The 19318-nt window shown below is 68.9% G+C and carries 19 protein-coding genes; 12 read left to right on the top strand and 7 right to left on the bottom strand.

What is annotated here, in order from left to right:
• Window positions 1-19: 19 nt before the first annotated feature.
• The gene (locus tag ABZV58_RS00330; RefSeq protein WP_354998979.1) at window positions 20-916 is read left to right on the top strand and encodes a LysR family transcriptional regulator; all 897 of its coding nucleotides are present in this window, start codon (window positions 20-22) and stop codon (window positions 914-916) included.
• Window positions 917-1385: 469 nt separating this feature from the next.
• Here the strand turns inward: ABZV58_RS00330 and ABZV58_RS00325 are convergent, their stop codons facing one another.
• Window positions 1386-2795: a MinD/ParA family protein gene (locus ABZV58_RS00325; protein ID WP_354998978.1), complete on the bottom strand. Its 1410-nt coding sequence runs from the start codon at window positions 2793-2795 to the stop codon at window positions 1386-1388.
• A gap of 546 nt (window positions 2796-3341) precedes the next feature.
• On the opposite strand from ABZV58_RS00325, the gene ABZV58_RS00320 reads away from it, so the two are divergent.
• Complete coding sequence (locus tag ABZV58_RS00320) at window positions 3342-3698, top strand: hypothetical protein (protein WP_354998024.1); 357 nt, start codon at window positions 3342-3344, stop codon at window positions 3696-3698.
• A 120-nt stretch (window positions 3699-3818) separates the two neighbouring features.
• Here the strand turns inward: ABZV58_RS00320 and leuA are convergent, their stop codons facing one another.
• On the bottom strand, window positions 3819-5612 hold the full coding sequence (gene leuA, locus ABZV58_RS00315; RefSeq protein WP_354998023.1) for a 2-isopropylmalate synthase: 1794 nt from the start codon (window positions 5610-5612) through the stop codon (window positions 3819-3821).
• 267 nt (window positions 5613-5879) lie between these two features.
• Between leuA and ABZV58_RS00310 the strand changes: the two genes are divergently transcribed.
• The 5 genes from ABZV58_RS00310 (at window position 5880) to ABZV58_RS00290 (ending at window position 11284) form a co-directional block, all read left to right on the top strand.
• Complete coding sequence (locus ABZV58_RS00310; RefSeq protein ID WP_354998022.1) at window positions 5880-6647, top strand: sulfite exporter TauE/SafE family protein; 768 nt, start codon at window positions 5880-5882, stop codon at window positions 6645-6647.
• A 22-nt stretch (window positions 6648-6669) separates the two neighbouring features.
• Window positions 6670-6849 carry a DUF1272 domain-containing protein gene (locus ABZV58_RS00305; protein WP_354998021.1) on the top strand — a complete coding sequence of 60 codons (180 nt, stop codon included), beginning with the start codon at window positions 6670-6672 and terminating at the stop codon, window positions 6847-6849.
• Window positions 6850-6945: 96 nt separating this feature from the next.
• The gene (locus tag ABZV58_RS00300) at window positions 6946-8619 is read left to right on the top strand and encodes an alpha/beta hydrolase (protein ID WP_354998020.1); all 1674 of its coding nucleotides are present in this window, start codon (window positions 6946-6948) and stop codon (window positions 8617-8619) included.
• Between the two features lie 105 nt (window positions 8620-8724).
• Window positions 8725-10344, top strand: a complete 1620-nt coding sequence (locus tag ABZV58_RS00295) for a GMC oxidoreductase (RefSeq protein WP_354998019.1) — start codon at window positions 8725-8727, stop codon at window positions 10342-10344.
• Window positions 10345-10435: 91 nt separating this feature from the next.
• Window positions 10436-11284: an ion transporter gene (locus tag ABZV58_RS00290; RefSeq protein ID WP_354998018.1), complete on the top strand. Its 849-nt coding sequence runs from the start codon at window positions 10436-10438 to the stop codon at window positions 11282-11284.
• 132 nt (window positions 11285-11416) lie between these two features.
• Here ABZV58_RS00290 and ABZV58_RS00285 read toward each other — a convergent pair whose 3' ends face one another.
• The 4 genes from ABZV58_RS00285 to ABZV58_RS00270 all read right to left on the bottom strand — a co-directional run bounded on the left by ABZV58_RS00285 (window position 11417) and on the right by ABZV58_RS00270 (window position 14369).
• Window positions 11417-12631 (bottom strand): low temperature requirement protein A, encoded by a 1215-nt coding sequence (locus ABZV58_RS00285; RefSeq protein WP_354998017.1) that lies wholly within the window; start codon window positions 12629-12631, stop codon window positions 11417-11419.
• A gap of 207 nt (window positions 12632-12838) precedes the next feature.
• Entirely contained in the window at window positions 12839-13294 is a 456-nt protein-coding gene (locus ABZV58_RS00280; RefSeq protein WP_354998016.1) for an SRPBCC family protein, read from the bottom strand.
• Window positions 13295-13551: 257 nt separating this feature from the next.
• The gene (locus ABZV58_RS00275) at window positions 13552-13737 is read right to left on the bottom strand and encodes a DUF1918 domain-containing protein (RefSeq protein WP_354998015.1); all 186 of its coding nucleotides are present in this window, start codon (window positions 13735-13737) and stop codon (window positions 13552-13554) included.
• Window positions 13738-13796: 59 nt separating this feature from the next.
• Window positions 13797-14369 (bottom strand): TetR family transcriptional regulator, encoded by a 573-nt coding sequence (locus ABZV58_RS00270; RefSeq protein ID WP_354998014.1) that lies wholly within the window; start codon window positions 14367-14369, stop codon window positions 13797-13799.
• A 72-nt stretch (window positions 14370-14441) separates the two neighbouring features.
• On the opposite strand from ABZV58_RS00270, the gene ABZV58_RS00265 reads away from it, so the two are divergent.
• Together ABZV58_RS00265 and ABZV58_RS00260 are read left to right on the top strand one after the other, a co-directional pair.
• Window positions 14442-15008, top strand: coding sequence for a dihydrofolate reductase family protein (locus ABZV58_RS00265; RefSeq protein ID WP_354998013.1), 567 nt, complete (start codon window positions 14442-14444; stop codon window positions 15006-15008).
• 38 nt (window positions 15009-15046) lie between these two features.
• A complete protein-coding gene (locus ABZV58_RS00260; protein WP_354998012.1) occupies window positions 15047-15622 on the top strand; it encodes a dihydrofolate reductase family protein in 576 nt (191 codons plus the stop codon).
• A gap of 3 nt (window positions 15623-15625) precedes the next feature.
• Here ABZV58_RS00260 and ABZV58_RS00255 read toward each other — a convergent pair whose 3' ends face one another.
• A complete protein-coding gene (locus ABZV58_RS00255) occupies window positions 15626-16036 on the bottom strand; it encodes a YjbQ family protein (RefSeq protein WP_354998011.1) in 411 nt (136 codons plus the stop codon).
• Between the two features lie 165 nt (window positions 16037-16201).
• Between ABZV58_RS00255 and ABZV58_RS00250 the strand changes: the two genes are divergently transcribed.
• The 3 genes from ABZV58_RS00250 to ABZV58_RS00240 all read left to right on the top strand — a co-directional run bounded on the left by ABZV58_RS00250 (window position 16202) and on the right by ABZV58_RS00240 (window position 19309).
• Window positions 16202-17467, top strand: coding sequence for an aspartate kinase (locus tag ABZV58_RS00250; protein WP_354998010.1), 1266 nt, complete (start codon window positions 16202-16204; stop codon window positions 17465-17467).
• Window positions 17468-17545: 78 nt separating this feature from the next.
• Entirely contained in the window at window positions 17546-18580 is a 1035-nt protein-coding gene (locus tag ABZV58_RS00245) for an aspartate-semialdehyde dehydrogenase (RefSeq protein WP_354998009.1), read from the top strand.
• A gap of 117 nt (window positions 18581-18697) precedes the next feature.
• Window positions 18698-19309, top strand: coding sequence for a hypothetical protein (locus ABZV58_RS00240; RefSeq protein ID WP_354998008.1), 612 nt, complete (start codon window positions 18698-18700; stop codon window positions 19307-19309).
• Window positions 19310-19318: the final 9 nt, after the last annotated feature.

Below are 19318 nucleotides of genomic sequence, written 5' to 3'. Positions count from 1 at the left end.
CGAGTCGCAGGGACCGCCGATGTCCCTGGATCGGCTGCGGGTGCTGCGCGAATTCGCCGACCGGGGAACCATTTCCGCGGTGGCCGACGCGCTGTCCATGACGCCGTCGGCGGTCTCCCAGCAACTCAAGACGCTGGCCAAGGAGGCCGGTGTCGCATTGCTCGAACCCGACGGCCGTCGCATCCGGCTCACCGACGCGGGGCAGGCGCTGGTCGTTCGCGCCGACGAGGTGCTCGCCGCCATGGATCGGGCGGTCGCGGAGATGGCGCACTATCGCGGCTCGCCGCGCGGGCAGGTGCGGGTGGCGCTGTTCCCGTCGGGCGCGGCGCTGCTGCTGCCGCTGGTGCTGCCAGCGCTGGCGGGCAGCGATGTCGATGTGGTCGCCCGCGACGAAGACGTGCCGCCCAGCGGTGTGCCGCGCCTGCTCGCCGACTACGACATCGTCCTCACCCACCGCGACGAGCGCTCCGGCTCGGTGGCCGGACCGCGCATCACCTCGCGGTTCCTCATGCGCGAACCCATCGACGTGGTCGTCGCCCCCACGCACCGGCTGGCCGGGCAGCGCTCGGTCGCCCCCGCCGAACTCGCCGAGGAGACCTGGCTCAGCGTGCGCGGCGGCTTCCCGGTCGACGACGTGCTCGAATCGATCGCCACCGTGACCGGAGTGCAGCCGCGAATAGCGCAGCGGCTCAATGATTTCCGCGTCATCGAGACGCTCGTCGCGTCCGGCTACGGCGTCGCGCTGATGCCGCGCTTCGCCGTCGCCCACCCCGACCTCGCGGTGCTACGACTCTCCGGCGTACGCGCCGCCCGCAACTACGACCTGGTCACCCGCGCGCACGCGGAGAAGCGGCCCGCGATCGCCACGGTGCTGGCGGCCTTTCGCGTCGCGGCGGAGCAAGTCACTGCGGAGTAGAGGCCGCGAAGTCGCCGCTCTGCCCGCATGGTCCGCACCGGAGTAGCGGTCGGCGATCGCCACCGGCGGCTTCTGGTCTGTGGCCGACCGGGTCGAAGTAGCGGCTACGGACGCCAGGCGCTGCGGGGTTCGATCTGCGGTCGCCCAGGGTGCTGGCAGCGTTCCGGGCCGCGGCGAAGCAGGTCACCGAGGAGTGCCGCGGCGGAGCAGGTCACCGCGGAGTGCCGCGGCGGAGCAGGCCACCGGGGAGTAGCCGGTCCGCGCGTAGGGTCGCGTGCTCTCGCCGCCGTGCTTGTGGCCGCGCTGGGTACATCGCAGCGGGAAGTCGCCGGAAACGAACGCGGCCCGGCAGTTCGACTGCCGGGCCGCGACTTTCGACTACCGCAGCTCGTCCTCGGGATCCGCGGTCGGCGCCTTCGATCAGACGCCGACGCGCGCCGAGCTTCCGAAGCAGCGCCGCGCAGTGCGTCTAACGCAGACCCATCGGCCCAGGGTGGTGGTACTGCTGGGCGCCGATGTAGCCGAAATCGTCGGCGACCATCGCGGCCAGTTCCAGCAGTGCCCGCCGGGTCGGCTTGCTGACGAGCTCCAGGTCGATTTCGGCGCCCTCGGCGAGGTGATCGTCGAAGGGCACCACCTGCACCGCGCGGGTGCGGTCCAGGAACAGCTTGCGCAGCTGGTCCAGGTCGACCGTGGAGGCGCCGCGCCGCGAGGCGTTGACCACCACCACGGTGCGCTCGACGAGCTTTCCGTAGCCGTGGTGGTCGAGCCAGTCCAGCGTGGCCGAGGCGCTGCGCGCGCCGTCGATCGCGGGCGAGGTGACCAGCACCAGCGAGCTTGCCATGTCGAGCACGCCGGACATCGCCGAGTGCATCAGGCCGGTACCGCAGTCGGTGAGGATGATGTTGTAGAACGACTGCAGGATGCCGATGGCCTTGCGGTAATCGGCTTCGCTGAACGCCTCGGAAACGGCCGGATCCTGTTCGGAGGCAAGCACTTCCAGGCGGCTCGGGGCCTGCGAGGTGTGCGCGCGGACATCCGAGTACCTGGAGATCTGCTGATCCTCCAGCAGGTTTCGCACGGTGGAGCGGGTCTGCCGCGGCACCCGGTGCGCCAGCGTGCCGAGGTCCGGGTTGGCGTCGATCGCGATGACCCGGTCGCCGCGCAGCGAGGAGAAGGTGGAGCCGAGGCCGACCGTCGTCGTCGTCTTGCCGACGCCGCCCTTGAGCGAGAGGATCGCGATCCGGTAGTCACCGCGCACCGGCTGGTTCACCCGGTCGACGAGATCGCGGTAGACGACGTCGGCCGCGGATTCGCCCGGGTTGATCATGCCGCCGGAAGCCTTGTGGACGGCGCGGCGCCACCCGCTGCGCGGCGCCCGGCGGGCCCGCTTCAGCAGGTTGAGGTCGTTGACCGAGTGGCCGGGTTGACCGGGCTGCGGCACGTGCTGCGGCTGGAACGGCTGGTGCTGCGGCTGCGGCGGCGGTCCGCCCTGCCACTGCTGGCCGGGACCGGTGAGCCCGGGCGGCGTCTGCCCGGGACCCGTGAGCCCGGGCGGCGTCTGGCCGGGACCGGTGAGTCCGAGCGGCGGCTGGCCGATCGGCGCGGGCGGCTCCTGGTACATCGGCTGCGGCGGAGCCATCGGCTGGACCGGCGGAGGCGGCGGCGCCCAGCTGTAGATCGGGCCGCTCTGTTGATCCTGTGCCGCACCGGCTTCCGGCCCGCTCTCCTGCGGAACTCGACGGACCAGACCGTCCGGTCCGATCTCCTGGCGGTACTCGCCGTAGGGCGCGCCCTGCTGCTCGGGACCGGGCGGCGGCGGAAGCTGTTCGGGGCCCGGCTGATACGGCCCGCCCTGGTAGGGACCGGGCTGCTGCATGAACTGGCCGGTGCTGTACGGACCGTACGGCTCCGCGGCTCCGTTCGGCGCGAAACCCTCGGCGGGACCGTAGCCGGGCGGGGCGACGGGCTGCGGATACACGCCGGTCGGATCGCCGGGACCCATCGCGGGCGGATAACCGATCGGATCGCTCGGGCCCGCGGCGGGCGGATAACCGGTGAACTGTCCCGGTTCCGGCGCGGCGTCGGCCTGCGCCGGTTCGCGAGCACCCGGTGCGGCCTCTTGGCCTTCGGCGGGTTCGGCCGCTGCTACGGCGTCCTTTTCGGGCGCCTCGGCGGGTGGCTCCTTCGTCTCGTCCTGCGCCGCTTGCGATCCGGAGGGTTCGGCGGTGACCGCGGCCGTATCCACCGAAGGACTCTGCAACCAGGGCGGAGAGGTCGGATTGTGGTCGTTGTTTGTCACAGTTCCCCCATCTGCTCGGGATTCGAGCAGAGAGCTCGGCGCTTGAGTGCAAACCAACGCTAGCAGGTGAGCAAACCCGCGCGCAGGCTGTGCCCGGCTGGGCAGCGGCCATAGCCTGGCGCGATGATCTTCGAGCCGCCAATGCTACTGCGCTGTGACGGCAAACCTTTCGCCACGATCGTCCGCTACGGCTACGAGACGCCGTGGGCCACCGGCGAGCTGCACGCGGACAACCCGGACGACTACGAGAGATTCGATAGCGCGGGTGCGCTGGAGCGATGGTCGCGCGAGCACGCCGAGTTGCTGACGGACGACGAATACGACGCGGGATACGCGCGCGAGCAGGCGCGTCTCGGGCTGTCGGATGCCGATGTGCGGCACTGCGAATCGGCGGTATGGACGATCGTCACCGCGGACGGGACTGAGCACCAGACGTATTCGCTGGATTTCCTGGACGGCTACATCCAGTGGCGCTGGTGACGACGCAGTCCGGTGCGCGTCGATCGAACCGGCGCGTGCGGCGATTCGGCGACCTACAGTCACGCGGCGACGCGCTGATGACGTGGCCGGAGCACGAAGGCCCCGGCCACGTCGGACGTGTCAGCTTGCGCGGTTGACCGCGGAGACGACCGCGCGCAGCGAAGCGGTGGTGATCGAGGTGGCGATGCCGACGCCCCAGACCACCTTGTCGCCGATGGCGACCTCCACGTAGGCGGCGGCCTGCGCGTCGTCGCCCGCCGACATGGCGTGCTCGGAGTAGTCCAGCACCCGCACGTCGTAGCCTACGGTCGCGATGGCGTCGACGAACGCGGCGAGCGGTCCGTTGCCGTTGCCGCTGACCTCCTGCTCGACGCCGTCCACCTTCACCACGGCGGTGATGGAGTCCACCCCGCCGTCGGTCTCGGACGCGGTGACCTTCTGCCGGATCCGCTCCAGCGGCCGGACCGGCGCCAGGTACTCCTCGTGGAAGACGTCCCACATCTCCTTCGGCGTGACCTCGCCGCCCTCGCCGTCGGTGATCCGCTGGATCGCCTGGGAGAACTCGATCTGCAGGCGGCGCGGCAGCACCAGGCCGTGATCGGTCTTCATGATGTAGGCGACGCCGCCCTTGCCGGACTGCGAGTTGACCCGGATGACCGCCTCGTAGGTGCGGCCGACGTCCTTCGGGTCGATCGGCAGGTAGGGCACCTCCCACACGATGTCGGACACGTCGGCGTCCTGCGCGTCGGCCGCGGCCTTCATCGCGTCCAGGCCCTTGTTGATGGCGTCCTGGTGGCTGCCGGAGAACGCGGTGTAGACCAGGTCGCCGCCGTACGGGTGGCGCTCGTGCACCGGCAGCTGGTTGCAGTACTCCACGGTGCGGCGGATCTCGTCGATGTCGGAGAAGTTGATCTGCGGGTCGACGCCCCGCGAGAACATGTTCATGCCCAGCGTCACCAGGCAGACGTTGCCGGTGCGCTCACCGTTGCCGAACAGGCAGCCCTCGATGCGGTCGGCGCCGGCCTGGTAGCCCAGCTCGGCCGCGGCGACCGCGGTGCCGCGGTCGTTGTGCGGGTGCAGGGACAGCACGATCGAGTCGCGGCGGGCCAGGTTGCGGCTCATCCACTCGATGGAGTCGGCGTAGACGTTGGGCGTCGCCATCTCGACGGTGGCGGGCAGGTTGATGATCAGCGGCTTCTCAGGGGTCGGCGCGATGATCTCGGAGACCGCGTCGCACACCTCGCGCGCGTACTCCAGCTCGGTGCCGGTGTAGGACTCCGGGCTGTACTCGTAGCGCCAGTTGGTGTCGGGGTAGCGCTGCTCGACCTCCAGGCACAGCTTCGCGGCGTCGGTGGCGATCTTCTTGACCGCGTCGCGCTCGGCGCGGAAGACCACGCGCCGCTGCAGGATGGAGGTGGAGTTGTAGAAGTGCACGATGACGCTGCCCGCGCCCGCGCAGGCCTCGAAGGTGCGTTCGATCAGCTCGGGGCGGCACTGCGTCAGCACCTGGATGGTGACGTCGTCCGGGATGGCGCCGTCCTCGATGATCTCGCGGACGAAGTCGAAGTCGGTCTGGCTGGCCGACGGGAAGCCGACCTCGATCTCCTTGTAGCCCATCCGCACCAGCAGGTCGAACATGCGGCGCTTACGCGCGGGGCTCATCGGATCGATCAGTGCTTGGTTGCCGTCGCGCAAATCCACGGCGCACCAGCCGGGGGCGCGGTCGATGATCTTGTCCGGCCAGGTGCGGTCGGGCAGGGTGATCGGCTCGACCTCCTCGGCGAACGGCCGATACCGGAATGTCGGCATCGAGGAGTTCTTCTGCTTGTTCCATCTGGGCTGGTCGGCTGGCGCGGCCTTGCTCGGAGCGGTGATGGTGCGCGAGCCGGAAACGTAGGCGTCAGCAGGGGACATGCGTGTTCTCCATGGTGTGGGGGTTTCCCGATTATGGGGCGACCGGCAGGCGAAACCCCGCGACGGGAGCCGGTCCGATCAGACCCCGTCGCGGCGGCCGAGAAGAAGTGCCCGCTGCATGATTCTCCCGAGTTTAGCGTGTCGCGGCGCGGCGCTGGAAGCCCGGTCCGATTGCGCGTGGTATGCGGGGCTGCCGATAGCGTGCCTGGAAGAACTGAACGCTTGTACGGGCCGCGGGTCCGACGGGACGTCTAAGGAACGTATCGGATGACTTGGCTCGAACTACTCGCCGTCTTCGGGGCGGGCATCGCCGCGGGCGGAATCAACACGATCGTCGGCTCCGGCACCTTGATCACCTTCCCGGTGCTGCTGGCCTTCGGGCTGCCGCCGGTCACCGCGAATGTGTCGAACACCATCGGCCTGGTGCCCGGTTCGATCAGCGGCGTCATCGGCTACCGGCGCGAACTCGCCGGTCAACGTTCCCGGCTGCTCCAGCTCGGCACGGCCTCGCTGCTCGGCGGCATCACCGGCGCGGTGCTGCTGCTGGTGCTGCCCGCCGCGGCGTTCAAGGCGATCGTGCCCGCGCTGATCATCGTGGCGCTGATCCTGGTGGTGGTGCAGCCGCGGCTCGCGGCCTGGGTCAAGCGGCGGCGCGAGAACGACAACGGGACCGTTCCGGAGCACGGCGGGCCTATCCTGCTCGCGGCGGTGTACGGGACCGGTATCTACGGCGGCTACTTCGGCGCGGCCCAAGGCGTGCTGCTGATCGGCCTTCTCGGCATCTTCGTGCACGACGAGCTCCAGCGGCTCAACGGCGTGAAGAACGTGCTCGCGCTCATCGTCAACGCGGTCTCGGCGGTGATCTTCATCGTGGTCGCCGAGGTGGACTGGCAGGCGGTGGCGATGATCGCGATCGGCTCGATCATCGGCGGCCAGCTCGGCGCCCACTACGGCAGGCGGTTGTCGCCCACCATGCTGCGCGCGGTCATCGTGGTGGTGGGCAGTATCGCGGTCGTGCGGCTGCTGACGTCCTGATCCGTGCCGCGAGAGGAGAACCATGGCGCTGGAGATGCGTACGGCGTGCGAGCGCTGCGGTGCGGCGCTCGTCGCGGACGGTCCCGCGGTGATCTGTAGCTACGAGTGCACGTTCTGCGCGGCGTGCGGGCGCGCCATGGGCGGCGTGTGCCCGAACTGTTCGGGCGAGCTGGTGGCGCGGCCGCGGCGGACCGCGCGATGAGACGGCAAGGACCGGAAGCGATCTCGGCGATCTCAGGGACGAATTCGTCACAAAGGATGACGACGCGCGCGGTGCCGACGGCACAGGATGGTCACCGTGCGTAGGTGGAAGTTCGTGCTGATCCTGGTCGCGGCGGCGGCGCCGGTGCTGACCGCGTGCACCGCGGTTCAGCAGGCGTCGGCCGTCTCGGAGCTGGTCCGGCAGGCCGACGCGGCGCCGACGCCGCGCCTCGACTGGCGGCCCTGCGCCGACGCCGATCTCAGCGGCCTCGAGTGCGCGACCGCCGCGGTACCGCTGAACTACGCCGAGCCCGAGGGCAAGACCATCGAAATCGCGGTGGTCCGGCAGCTCGCCACCGATCCCGAGCGCCGTATCGGCACCCTGTTCACCGCCGTCGGCGGGCCCGGCGGCTCCGGCCTCGACTGGGCGCGGCAGGGCGAGCTGGCCGAGGGTGAGCTCCGCGAGCGCTTCGACGTGATCACTTTCGACCAGCGCGGGATCGGCCGCAGCGCCGCGGTGCGTTGTTTCGACAGCGACGAGCAACAGCGCCGGTTCTGGGACGCCACGCTGCTGCCGCCCGCGAACGCCGAGCAGGAGCGCGCCGCCGAGCAGGCCGCGCGCACGCTCGCGGAGGGGTGCGCGAAGCACAGCGGCGAATTGCTCGGGCACCTCACCACGGTCGACGCGGCCAGGGACATGGACCTGCTGCGGCGCGCGGTCGGCGAGGAGCGACTGACCTACACCGGCGGGTCCTACGCCAGCTATCTCGGGCAGGTGTACGGCGCGTTGTTCGGCAAGCGCGTGCGCGCCCTTCAGCTGTCCTCGATGATCGACCCGAAGGTCTACACCGACGACGTCCGCGCCTCGGTCATCGATACCGCCGCCGGCACCACGGAGATCCACGCGGAGTTTCTGCGGCTGTGCGCCGAGGCGGAAAAGACGAAGTGCGCCTTCGCCGGTGGCCCCGAGCGGTCCGACCTCACCGGTCCCGCCACACCGCCGGAGCGGGCCGAGAAGGCGGGCAGCGCCGCGCCCGAGCGCGTCGAGACCACCACCCTCGAGCCCGCCGACGCCGGGGCGGATCGGTTGCGCGCCAGGGACAACGCCCTGCTCGAGCGGCTGCGCCAAGGCCCGATCACGGTCGGCGCGGGCGAGCACGCGTTGCCGGTGCGCTACAGCGAGGTCGTGCAGGCGCACGCGCTGCTGCTCTACAGCCCGGAGCGCGGCTGGCCCGCCCTCGCCGAACTGCTCATCGAACTGGAACGCGGACCAACGGGCGATCCGGCGAAGGTGCGCGAGATCCTGGCGGCGGGCGCGCCCGGATACGACTTCCTGGACGCCTTCACCGCGATCACCTGCGCCGACCAGAGCGCGGGTTGGCGGGCCGCCGACTGGCCCGTTCTCGCCCGCGAGACCGCTTCCGCCGAACCGCTTTTCGGCCCGTTCTGGCTCGCCATGCACCAGCCGTGCGCGACGTGGCCCGCACCGGAGGACGGCTACCCGCAGCGCCACACCGGCCCGTGGACGCTCGGCTCCGACAAACCCGCGCTGCTGCTGAACAACCGCTTCGACCCGGTGACGCCGCTGACCTTCGCCAAGCGCGCGCAGCAGGAGCTGGTCAACGCCAGGCTGGTGGTGGTGGCCGACGGCTACGGCCACAACCCGGACGGCGACTGCGTGCGGCGACTGCGCGAGCGCTACCTCGTCGACCTGCGATTGCCCGCGCCCGGCGCCACCTGCGCCGCCGATCGGCAGCCGTTCGCGTCCTGACCCACGCTGCCTCCGGTCGGGCCGTGACGTTTCACAGTAGATAGCCCACTCCCGCTCAGGCACGCTATTCTGCGCTCGGCCATGCGTGATGAGGGAGGTGGCCTGGTGCACAGACGCGCCTTTTTCAAGGCGGCGGGTTTGGCAGCGCTTTTCGGCGCTGTTGGTTCGACGCTCGAGTCGCGGCCCGCCGCGGCCGACCCCGTCTGGCACACGATGTTCCAGAACTGGGTGCCGGAAATCTTTGCGCCACTTCCCGATCCGCCCGAGCATTCGCCCGCTATCGTCATCGGCTCCGGTTTCGGCGCCGCCGTTACCGCGCTGCGGCTCGCCGAGGCGGGCGTCGCGAACACCGTGCTGGAGCGTGGATCGCGCTGGCCCAACGACCCGTGGCGGGAGATCTTCACCGGCGACGACCTCCCCGACGGCCGCGGCTTCTGGCACCGCACCGATTTCACCGGCGTCACCAAGGTTCCGATGCATTTCGCCAAGTTCGGCGGCGTGCTCGACTGCACCGAATACGCCGGCATCGATGTGTGGCGGGCGGCGGCGGTCGGCGGCGGCTCGGTGATCTTCTCGGGCGCGATGATCGCGCCGGAGCGCCGCTTCTTCGACGAGGTCTTCCGCGGTTCGGTGGCCTACGACGAGCTCGAGCGCGTCTACTACCCGCGGGTGCGCCAGATGTTGCGGCTGGACCCGATTCCGGCCGACATCTACGCCTCGGCCCCGTTCGCGCACTCCCGCGCCTGGGACGACCAGGTGCGCAAGGCCGGATACCACCCGCTGCCCAACGATTCGATCTTCACCTGGGACATCCTGCGCGGCGAGCTGGCGGGCACCACGCGGCCGTCGGCGACGGTGGCGCGCAGCAATCTCGGCAACTCGAACGGCGCGAAGTTCGACCTCAACCAGAACTACCTGCGCTACGCCCAGCAGACCGGCAAGTCGGCGGTGTTCCCCGGGCACCGCGTCGACGCCATCGGCAAGGAGTCCGGCGGTCGCTACGCGGTGCGCATCAGCAAGCTCGCGCCGACCGGCGAGGTGCTGGGCACCCGGACACTCACCTGCGACCGGCTTTTCCTCGGCGCGGGTTCGATCGGCACCTCCGAACTGCTCGTGCGCGCCAGGGCCACCGGAGCGCTGCCGGATCTCAACGAGCACATCGGCGAGGGCTGGGGCACCAACGGCGACGTGGTGCTCGCGCGCGGCGCCAGCTCGGTGGCCGGATTCGGCCAGGGCGTGCCGAGCGCGAGCCGCATCCTCGACGAGTCGACCGTGCCGGTCACGCTGGAGAACTGGTACATCCCCGGCATCCCGTTCGAGACGGGCGCGCTCGCCTCGCTCGGCATGGTGCTCGACCCGACGCGCAGCCGGTTCGGCTACGACCGGGCCAGCGACTCGGTGGGGCTGTCCTGGTCGACGCGCAATCGCGACGAGGTGGTCGCCGCCGCGCGCGCCGTCGATCGCCGCATCGCCGAACGCGCCGACGCGCTCGTGGAATACGGCGCGCTCGGCTACGACGCGAACGCCCTGTTCACCGCGCACCCGCTGGGCGGCGCGGTGCTCGGCTCGGCCACCGACGGCTACGGCCGGGTGCACGGGCATCCGGGTCTGTACGTGATGGACGGCGCGGCGATGCCGGGCAGCGCGGGCGCGGTGAATCCCTCGCTGACGATCACCGCGTTGGCCGAGCGCAACATCGAGGAGATCATCCGCTCCGGCCGCTGAGGATTCGCCGAGAACCATGTCCGGTCGGCCGTTTTCGGGCGGCGGGCCGATTACGCTGGGCGGGGACGTCGGCGTCGAAGGGATTCTTTCCGTGACAGTCCCCACCACAACATCGGACTTCGCGCAGGCACCGTACGCGAACGAGTACCCGCGTAAACCGCCCGCGCTGTGGACCGATTTCGTGATGCTCGCGCTCGCGGTGATCTCGGTGGGGCTGGTCGTGTGGATCACCTTCTTCACGGTGTCCGACCGCACCTATCGGACCATCGTGATCGTCGACTACGCGATCTGCGCGGTGTTCGCCGTGGAGTTCCTGTGGCGCTGGCGCAGGGCGGGCTGGCCGTGGACGTTCCCGTTCGTCTACTGGTACGAGGTCATCGGCATGATCCCGGTGGCGAACCCGTTGTTCCGCGGATTCCGGCTGCTGCGGCTCGTGGTGATCCTGGTGCGGCTGGCCAGGGTCGCCGACCGGGTCTTCGGCGATCGGGTGACCGCGGCGGTGGTCAACCGGTTCGTCAAGACCATCGTCGACGTCATCCGGCGGCCGATGACCATCGCGGTGCTCGACGAGGTGGCGCATGTGCTGCGCACCGGGCACTACACCCGCAACATCGCCGCCGCGCTGGAGGAGAACCGCGTGGAGATGGACGAGATGATCCTGGAGCTGATCAAAAAGGATCCGCAGGCCGGGAAGGTCCGCTACATCCCGTTCCACGACGACATCATCCGGCTGATCGCCGATACCAGCTTCCGCATCGTGTTCCAGGTCCTCGCCGATCCGCGCACCGACGAGCTGGTCTCGGACATGATCAGGGAGAACGTGGAGCAGATACGGCAGGCGGTGCGCGACGGCGTGCGCGTCGAGCCGTCCGCCTACGGCCCGACGCGGCACGAGCACACGGTGCGCTACCTGCTGGCCAACGACAAACCGCTGCCGTAGGCGTGCCTCAGTCTTCGTTCCGGCCGTGATCGTTTTGCGTACCTGCGCCTTCGCTCCGGCTCTGCGCGTTTGCGTACCCGCGCCTTCCTTTCGGCCGTGCGGACTATCCGCGGACCGCTCCGGCTGTGTGGCTCACTCGGCGTGCGCCCCGTGCCGGATCTCGTCGCGCGGCCGCGCGTAGCGGATGGTCTCCCAGAGAATCAGCCCGCCGAGCGCCACGAACAGGATGGCCAGCGAGGCCAGCGCGGGCAGCGCGCACGCCAGCGGGGTGAGGGCGAGCAGCACGACCGCGGCGACCACTCGCTGCACGGACACCATCCGGGTCGCGTAGTGCTTGAAGCCGACCAGTGCGAGCAGGTAGCTCACCACGCCGCCGTACAGCGCGTAGAGCGGGATGCCGTAGAGCGCGTCCGTCAGCGTGTGATGGGACGAGTCGCCGACGTAATAGAGCACCTTCTTCAGCCCGAGCGAGAGCGCGATGATGCCGACGACCATCGGAAAGTGCCAGTACGTATAGCAATTGCGGGCGATCTTGATCTGGCGTTCGCCCTCGGCGCGCTTCAGTTCGTGTTCCACCGAGAGCGCGGCGACGTCGAAGTAGGCCCACCACAGCAGGCCGGAGACCGCGAGCCCGAGCATCGAGGCGAGCGCGATCGGCCAGGAGATCGGCAGTCCGGCCACGCCGATGCCGATCGAGACGATCGATTCGCCGAGCGCGACGATGATGATCAGCCCGTGCCGTTCGGCGAAGTGGGTCGCCGAGTTGAGCCGCCAATCCTCACCGGCGAACATCGTCCACAGCATGTCGCCGACGATCGCCGCGAGCCACAGCCCGATCTGCACCGCGCCGTCGGTCATCGCGGCGATCACCAGCAGGGTGGTGCCGATGGCGATCGAGCCGAGCCCCCATCGCACCACCTGCCCGCGCAGTTGCGCGTCCTCGGCGCTGGCCAGCAGGAAGACCCATAGGTGCACCAGTCGAACGAGCAGGTAGGCGATCGCGAAGACGAGCGGGCCGAACCAGCCGCCGTCCAGGTCGTCGAAGGCTTCCGGGATGGTCAGCGCGGCGAGGAACGCACCACCCATCGCGAAGAACATCGCGATCCTGGTGATGCCTTCGTCGGCGCGGACCACATTGCCCACCCACGCGTAGGCGATCCACACCCACCACATGACCGCGAGCACCAGCAGCGCGCGCACGATGTTCTCGGCGCTGGTGTCCCCGGCCGCGAGGGCGGTCACCATGGTGAACGCGAAAACTAGGACGAGGTCGAAGAACAACTCGAGCTGGGTCACCGAGGCGCCTTCGGCCATCGGTTGGAACCGAACCCGTTTGGTACCGATCATGGTGCCCATCGTCGCACCCGCGCCGGTTCGGCGCGGCCCGGAAACAAGGCGCGACCGTGCTTTTCGCTCATGCCTGCGCCTCGCTGGCGCTCGGCTCCGGCATGCGCGATGCGCGCTGGCACATTGATTCGCTCACTGCGTTCGCTCATGGCGTCATCGACGCCCGGAATTATGCGCGCTCGCTATGTCGCGAATTATGCGCACTCGCTATACGGAATGAAAACTCTCGGCTTCCGGGTAGCTTTCCGCGAATTCGATGAAGTTCTGCACGACTGTTTCATTCCAGCGTTGCACGGTGCGTTTCATCAGCAGGCCGGGCAGCGGGAGACGGGATTGCAACTCGGAGTGGTACCAGACGTTCGTGCCGTCCGCACCGTCGGAGACCTCGAACCAGCCGCCGCCGCCGATCCCGCGCGAGCTGTCCACGACCTGCCAGGACGCGCGGTTCTCGGTCCATTCGTATTCGAGCACCTGCAAATCGGAGCTGCCGAGCACGTCGGCGGTGACGTAAACGCGGTGCGGCCTGCCGTATTCGTCGCGAGTGGCCACGCGCGCGTCCTGATACATCGACCATTCCGGCAGCATTTCGATCGCCGCCAAAGCGTCGAGAACGTGAGCCGGACTTACCTCGACGGTGAAGCGGATATCGGTTTTCGTGCGCATGCCTGTACCTCCGCCCCCCGGTGGATCAACTCGCCGATTCTGCACAGCGCTCTTCCCATTCGTCAACAACGAGGTCTATGGTGCGCGGTGCTACTGGCGAGTAGATATCAGCGAGGGCCGGAACGACTTTCGCGTCGGCCGTGGCAGCGATGTATTCGGACGCTATTCGCGGTGGTCGGGTCGGCGACCCGCCGGGAATCGGCGGGCCTGTTCGTCCCTTGGGCGGGGCAGCGCGGTTCAGGCGCCTTTACGGGCGATCACTCGGGGTGCTCGATCGTCGCGTCAGGTCCGGGATACACCAGGGATTCGTGTCCGTCCGTGAAACGAACCATGTAGGGCGGACCGCCGTCCGATCCGCGGACCTCGATGATCTCGCCTTGGCGATCACCTTCCCCCACCACGTGTCCGTGCACGTGCAGTCGGTCTCCAACGTTCGCCATCATCGGTCCATTATCGGATGGGCGTGACGCGTGTCACAAGGTTCCGGCGAATTCGCGCGGGTTCAGTCGCGGACGAGTCGTTCGACCGCCGTCTCGATCAGGTGCATGCTCTGTTCCTCGGTGAAGATGTCGGGCAGCGTCATGCGGTCCACGATCAGCCAGTTCAGCGTCAGATAGAGCAGGCGGACGGTGTCGGCGTCGCCGGGCTGGCCGGACTCCAGGTGGTTGCGCACATTGAAGTCGAGATCCTCGCGCACCCGTTCGGTGAGCACCGCGCGCAGCTCCGGTCGGCGAGTGGCTTCCAGGCGCAGTTCCAGCATGGCGAGGTAGCCGGTGCGGAACGCCTCGATGCGCGCGACGATGTCTTTCATCAGCTCGGTGATGTTGGCGCGGGTACGCGGCCCCTCGGTCACCTTGGCCATGGTCTCCTCGCTCGGTTGCAGCCGCTCGTAGAAGCGGCTGCCCACCTGGGTCATCAGGTCGTCGCGATTGGCGAAGTAGTTCGACGCCGTGCCCGCCGGGACCGCGGCTCGTTTGTCCACCGCGCGGAAGGTGAGGCCGCGCGCGCCCTCGTCCGCCAGAACCTCGATCGCCGCATCGATGAGCGCCTGCCGCCGCTCCGGGTTCGTCCGCATGTTGACACCACTCCATTCGTAGTACTACAGTTCAAATCACTACAAGCAGAGTACAACATGTCAGGTGGTCCAATGCGAAAGCTTGTCTATTACGTCGCCGTCTCGCTGGACGGATACATCGCGGGCCCCGGCGGGGAGTTCGACTTCTATCCGCTCGCGGACGACATGTCCGCCTGGATCGATGCGCACTACCCGGAGCCGATGCCGACTTCGATCCGAGCGCTCACGGGGATGCCGGTGGATACGCCGAACAAGAACTGGGACACGGTTCTGATGGGGCGCGGCACCTACGAAGCCGGTGGGATCGCCAACCCCTACGCGCACCTGAAGCAGTACGTCATCTCCAGCAGCCTCGGCCCGAGCGCTGATCCGGCTGTCGAAGTCGTGGCGGGCGACCCGGTCGCTTTGGTGCGGGAGCTGAAGCGGTCGGAGGGCCTCGACATCTGGCTGTGCGGCGGCGGCAACCTCGCGGCCCAGCTGGTCGACGAGATCGACGAAATGATCATCAAGAGCTATCCGGTCGTCGCGGGCAGCGGCATCCCCGCCTTCGCCGGTGCGTTCACCCCGACGCTGTTCACCCCGGCCCGGCGCCTGGAATTCACCAACAACGCCCAGGTCACCTGGTACAGCCGCGCCTGAATCGCCCGACCGAACCTTCCCCAGAAAGCAGGATCCCCATGCGAAAGCTCGTCTACTTCGTCGGCATGAGCCTCGACGGTTACATCGCCGGTCCGGACGGCGGCATCGAGTTCTTTCCGATAGCGCCGGACTTCGCCGAATGGCTCGCCGCCGAGTATCCGGAGACCTTGCCGACGCACGCCCGTCCGCATTTCGGTCTCCCGGCCGACGCGCCATCCAAGAAGTTCGACACGCTGGTGATGGGCCGCGGCACCTACGAGCCCGCCTTGGCCGTCGGCATCACCAGCCCGTACTCGCATATGCGGCAGTACGTCGTTTCCAGCACGCTCGGCCGGATCGAAGACCCCACGGTCGAGCTGGTCGACGGCGATCCGGCGGGTCTGGTCCGCCGGTTGAAGCAGGAGGACGGCATGGACATCTGGCTGGCCGGTGGCGGCAAGCTCGCGGGCGCGCTCGTCGAGGAGATCGATGAACTCGTCGTCAAGAGCTATCCGGTCACCGCCGGTGCGGGCGTCCGCGCGTTCGACGGGCCGTTCCGGCCGACGCTGTTCGCCCCGACGCGGCGGCAGGAGTTCGGCAACGGCACCCAGGTCACCTGGTTGACCAAGGCGTGACGATCAGGCGGCGGTGAGGAAGGACAGGCGCACCTGGCGGTCGGGATTGTCCACGTTCAGGTCGACCATGGCGATCGACTGCCAGGTGCCGAGCATCAACTTCCCGCCGACGACCGGCACCGTGGCATAGGGCGCGATCATCGCGGGCATCACGTGCGAACGCCCGTGCCCCCGCGAGCCGTGCGCGTGCCGCCACCGGTCGTCGGCGGGCAGCAGATCGCCCAGCGCGGCGAGCAGGTCGTCGTCGCTGCCCGCGCCCAGTTCGATGATGGCGATACCGGCTGTGGCGTGCGGCACGAAGACGTGCAGCAGCCCGTCGCCACCTGCCGTTCCGGCGAACTCGGCGCACTGCGGCGTGATGTCGTGCACCACCTCGTGGCGGCCCGTGGTGACCGCGATCAGTGAGCTCTTCATGGCCCCATCATTCCCGGTTCGCGACGCCGCGCGGATGATCATTCGAGAGTTCCCGCACGTGTGTGCTTTTGCACAGCTCGGGGAGGTAGCCACGAATCCCGTGGACGGCGGCCGGTACTGTTGGTGGCTGTTACCAGCTGATTGTCGATCTTGGAGGACCCAGTCGTGGCTCTCGTTGTTCAGAAGTACGGAGGATCCTCGGTCGCTACCGCCGAGCGTATCCGGCGCGTCGCTGAACGGATCGTCGAGACCAAGAAGCAAGGCCACGACGTGGTGGTCGTCTGCTCGGCGATGGGTGACACGACCGACGAACTCCTCGACCTCGCCCAGCAGGTGGCGCCCGCGCCGCCCGCCCGCGAGATGGACATGCTGCTCACCTCCGGCGAGCGCATCTCCAACGCGCTCGTCGCCATGGCGATCCACTCGCTCGGCGCCGAAGCGCGTTCGTTCACCGGCTCGCAGGCGGGTGTGATCACCACCGGCGCGCACGGCAACGCGAAGATCATCGACGTCACCCCGAGCCGCCTGCGCGAAGCCCTGGACGAGGGCACCATCGTGCTGGTCGCCGGTTTCCAGGGCGTGAGCCAGGACAGCAAGGACGTCACCACGCTCGGTCGCGGCGGCTCCGACACCACCGCGGTCGCGCTGGCCGCGGCGCTGGAAGCCGACGTCTGCGAGATCTACACCGATGTGGACGGCGTCTTCACCGCCGACCCGCGCATCGTCTCCGACGCGCAGAAGCTCGAGCAGGTCTCCTACGAGGAGATGCTGGAGATGGCGGCCTGCGGCTCCAAAGTGCTGATGCTGCGCTGCGTCGAGTACGCGCGCCGCTACAACGTGCCCGTGCATGTGCGCTCGTCCTACACCGACAAGCAGGGCACCTACGTTTACGGATCGATGGAGGACATCCCCTTGGAGAAAGCAATCCTCACTGGCGTCGCGCACGACCGCAGCGAGGCCAAGGTGACCGTGGTCGGTCTGTCGGACGAACCGGGATTCGCCGCCAAGGTGTTCCGTGCCATCGCCGACGCCGAGATCAACATCGACATGGTCCTGCAGAACATCTCCAAGGTGGAGACCGGCAAGACCGACATCACTTTCACGCTGCCCAAGACCGAGGGCGCGCGCGCCGTCGAGATGCTCACCAAGCGCCAGGGCGAGATCGGCTTCTCCCAGGTCCTCTACGACGACCACATCGGCAAGGTGTCGCTGGTCGGCGCGGGCATGAAGAGCCACCCGGGCGTCACCGCCACGTTCTGCGAGGCGCTGGCCGACGCGGGCATCAACATCGACCTGATCTCCACCTCCGAGATCCGGATCTCGGTCCTGGTCAAGGACACCGAGCTGGACGACGCCGTGAAGGTGCTGCACCGCGCCTTCGATCTCGGCGGCGACGAGGTGGCCGTGGTGCACGCCGGAACGGGGCGCTGACATGATCGGGTCAAGCCCGGAGGCGGCAGCGCAGCGTGACCACGTAGGGCTCCCGATCGTGTCGAAAGGACGCTGCACATGGGTATTCGAGTAGGAGTCGTCGGCGCGACCGGGCAGGTCGGCGCCGTCATGCGCAAGCTGCTGGAGGAGCGCGACTTCCCGGCCGACGAGGTGCGGTTCTTCGCGTCCGCGCGCTCGGCGGGCAAGAAGCTGCCGTGGCGCGGCGGCGAGATCGTGGTCGAGGACACCGAGACCGCCGACCCGTCCGGCCTGGACATCGCGCTGTTCTCCGCGGGTGCCACCATGTCCCGCGTGCAGGCCCCGCGGTTCGCGGCGGCTGGCGTCACCGTCATCGACAACTCGTCGGCATGGCGCAAGGACCCCGAGGTTCCGCTGGTGGTCAGCGAGGTCAACCCGGAGGCGACCCGCAACCTGGTCAAGGGCATCATCGCCAACCCGAACTGCACCACCATGGCCGCGATGCCGGTGCTCAAGCCGCTGCACGACGAGGCGGGCCTGACCAGGCTCGTCGTCTCCAGCTACCAGGCGGTCTCCGGTTCCGGCCTGGCCGGTGTGGACGAGCTGGCCTCGCAGGTGCGCGCGGTGATCGACGACGCCGAGAAGCTGGTGCACGACGGCAGCGCCGTGGCGTTCCCCGCGCCGAACAAGTACGTCGCGCCGATCGCCTTCGACGTGATCCCGCTGGCCGGTTCGCTGGTCGACGACGAGTCCGGCGAGACCGACGAGGATCAGAAGCTGCGCAACGAGAGCCGCAAGATCCTCGGCCTCCCCGAGCTGCTGGTGAGCGGCACCTGCGTGCGGGTTCCGGTCTTCACCGGGCACTCGTTGTCCATCAACGCCGAGTTCGCCAACCCGCTGTCGGTGGCGCGGGCCAAGGAGCTGCTCGCCGACGCGCCCGGTGTGAAGCTGGTCGACGTGCCGACGCCGTTGCAGGCCGCGGGCGCCGACGAGTCGCTGGTCGGCCGCATCCGCCAGGATCCCGGTGCGCCGGATGGTCGCGGTCTCGCGCTGTTCGTCTCCGGTGACAACCTGCGCAAGGGCGCGGCGCTGAACACCATCCAGATCGCCGAGGTGCTGCTCAGCGACCGCTGAGTTCGCTTGTCGAACCGGGCCGTCCGATCCGCCGCAGGGTCGGGTCGGCCCGGTCGTCGTATCCGGGGCTGGCACAATCCCTCCGGTAGGCGAGTTCGGCGTGGAGAGGTGTGGCCGGTGGGTTCATATGTCGCCGTGCACATCGCGGACTGGCCGCGGCTGGCGCGGACGGTGACCGAGCGGGCGCCGCGCCGGTTCGCCGACCTGGACTGGCCCGACGAAGACCATCGCCAGCGGTACCCGATCGGCCTGCGCTGGCTGGACAGCGCCGAGCACTGGATCGCCGAATACCGTTTCCACGCTTATAGCTCCGCCGCGCTGCATTCGGAATTCGAAGCCGTCTGGCGCGAAGCCCGCCTCTTCGTGCCGTGGGACGCGCCGACCGAAACGGCCGAGCTGATCGCCGACACCGACCTGTTCCTACGCGGCCTCTACGGCGCCGAGCTGCCCGTCGAACCCGCCGCCCACCACCCGTGGCGTCCGCACAGCGACACCATCCAGCCCACCACCTGGCTCGCGCACTCTCCGGCGCACTTGGCCACCCTCGCCAATCTCTGGGGCCGCATCGCTCCCCGAATCTCCGACCTACGGCCCCACCTGGAACGCGAAACCGGCAGCCGCCACCGCATCACCAACCCCGCCACCTTCGAACGCATCCTCCGCGACTGGGGCGAGGTGGTGCACGAAGCCGACACCCGGCGCTGGGGCATGCTCGTCGACATGTGGTGAGACCACCCG

Source organism: Nocardia sp. NPDC004654 (assembly GCF_040609595.1).
Classification (GTDB): Bacteria; Actinomycetota; Actinomycetes; order Mycobacteriales; family Mycobacteriaceae; genus Nocardia.
Note: the sequence above shows the minus strand (reverse complement) of the source record. Positions and strands in the feature narration are given on the sequence as shown.

Coding starts and splice junctions, on each gene's coding strand:
- ABZV58_RS00330 (WP_354998979.1), top strand. CDS start 20: ATGTCCCTGGATCGGCTGCGGGTGCTGCGCGAATTCGCCGACCGGGGA.
- ABZV58_RS00325 (WP_354998978.1), bottom strand. CDS start 2,795: ATGCAGCAGCCCGGTCCCTACCAGGGCGGGCCGTATCAGCCGGGCCCC.
- ABZV58_RS00320 (WP_354998024.1), top strand. CDS start 3,342: ATGATCTTCGAGCCGCCAATGCTACTGCGCTGTGACGGCAAACCTTTC.
- leuA (WP_354998023.1), bottom strand. CDS start 5,612: ATGTCCCCTGCTGACGCCTACGTTTCCGGCTCGCGCACCATCACCGCT.
- ABZV58_RS00310 (WP_354998022.1), top strand. CDS start 5,880: ATGACTTGGCTCGAACTACTCGCCGTCTTCGGGGCGGGCATCGCCGCG.
- ABZV58_RS00305 (WP_354998021.1), top strand. CDS start 6,670: ATGGCGCTGGAGATGCGTACGGCGTGCGAGCGCTGCGGTGCGGCGCTC.
- ABZV58_RS00285 (WP_354998017.1), bottom strand. CDS start 12,631: ATGATCGGTACCAAACGGGTTCGGTTCCAACCGATGGCCGAAGGCGCC.
- ABZV58_RS00280 (WP_354998016.1), bottom strand. CDS start 13,294: ATGCGCACGAAAACCGATATCCGCTTCACCGTCGAGGTAAGTCCGGCT.
- ABZV58_RS00275 (WP_354998015.1), bottom strand. CDS start 13,737: ATGATGGCGAACGTTGGAGACCGACTGCACGTGCACGGACACGTGGTG.
- ABZV58_RS00270 (WP_354998014.1), bottom strand. CDS start 14,369: ATGCGGACGAACCCGGAGCGGCGGCAGGCGCTCATCGATGCGGCGATC.
- ABZV58_RS00265 (WP_354998013.1), top strand. CDS start 14,442: ATGCGAAAGCTTGTCTATTACGTCGCCGTCTCGCTGGACGGATACATC.
- ABZV58_RS00260 (WP_354998012.1), top strand. CDS start 15,047: ATGCGAAAGCTCGTCTACTTCGTCGGCATGAGCCTCGACGGTTACATC.
- ABZV58_RS00255 (WP_354998011.1), bottom strand. CDS start 16,036: ATGAAGAGCTCACTGATCGCGGTCACCACGGGCCGCCACGAGGTGGTG.
- ABZV58_RS00245 (WP_354998009.1), top strand. CDS start 17,546: ATGGGTATTCGAGTAGGAGTCGTCGGCGCGACCGGGCAGGTCGGCGCC.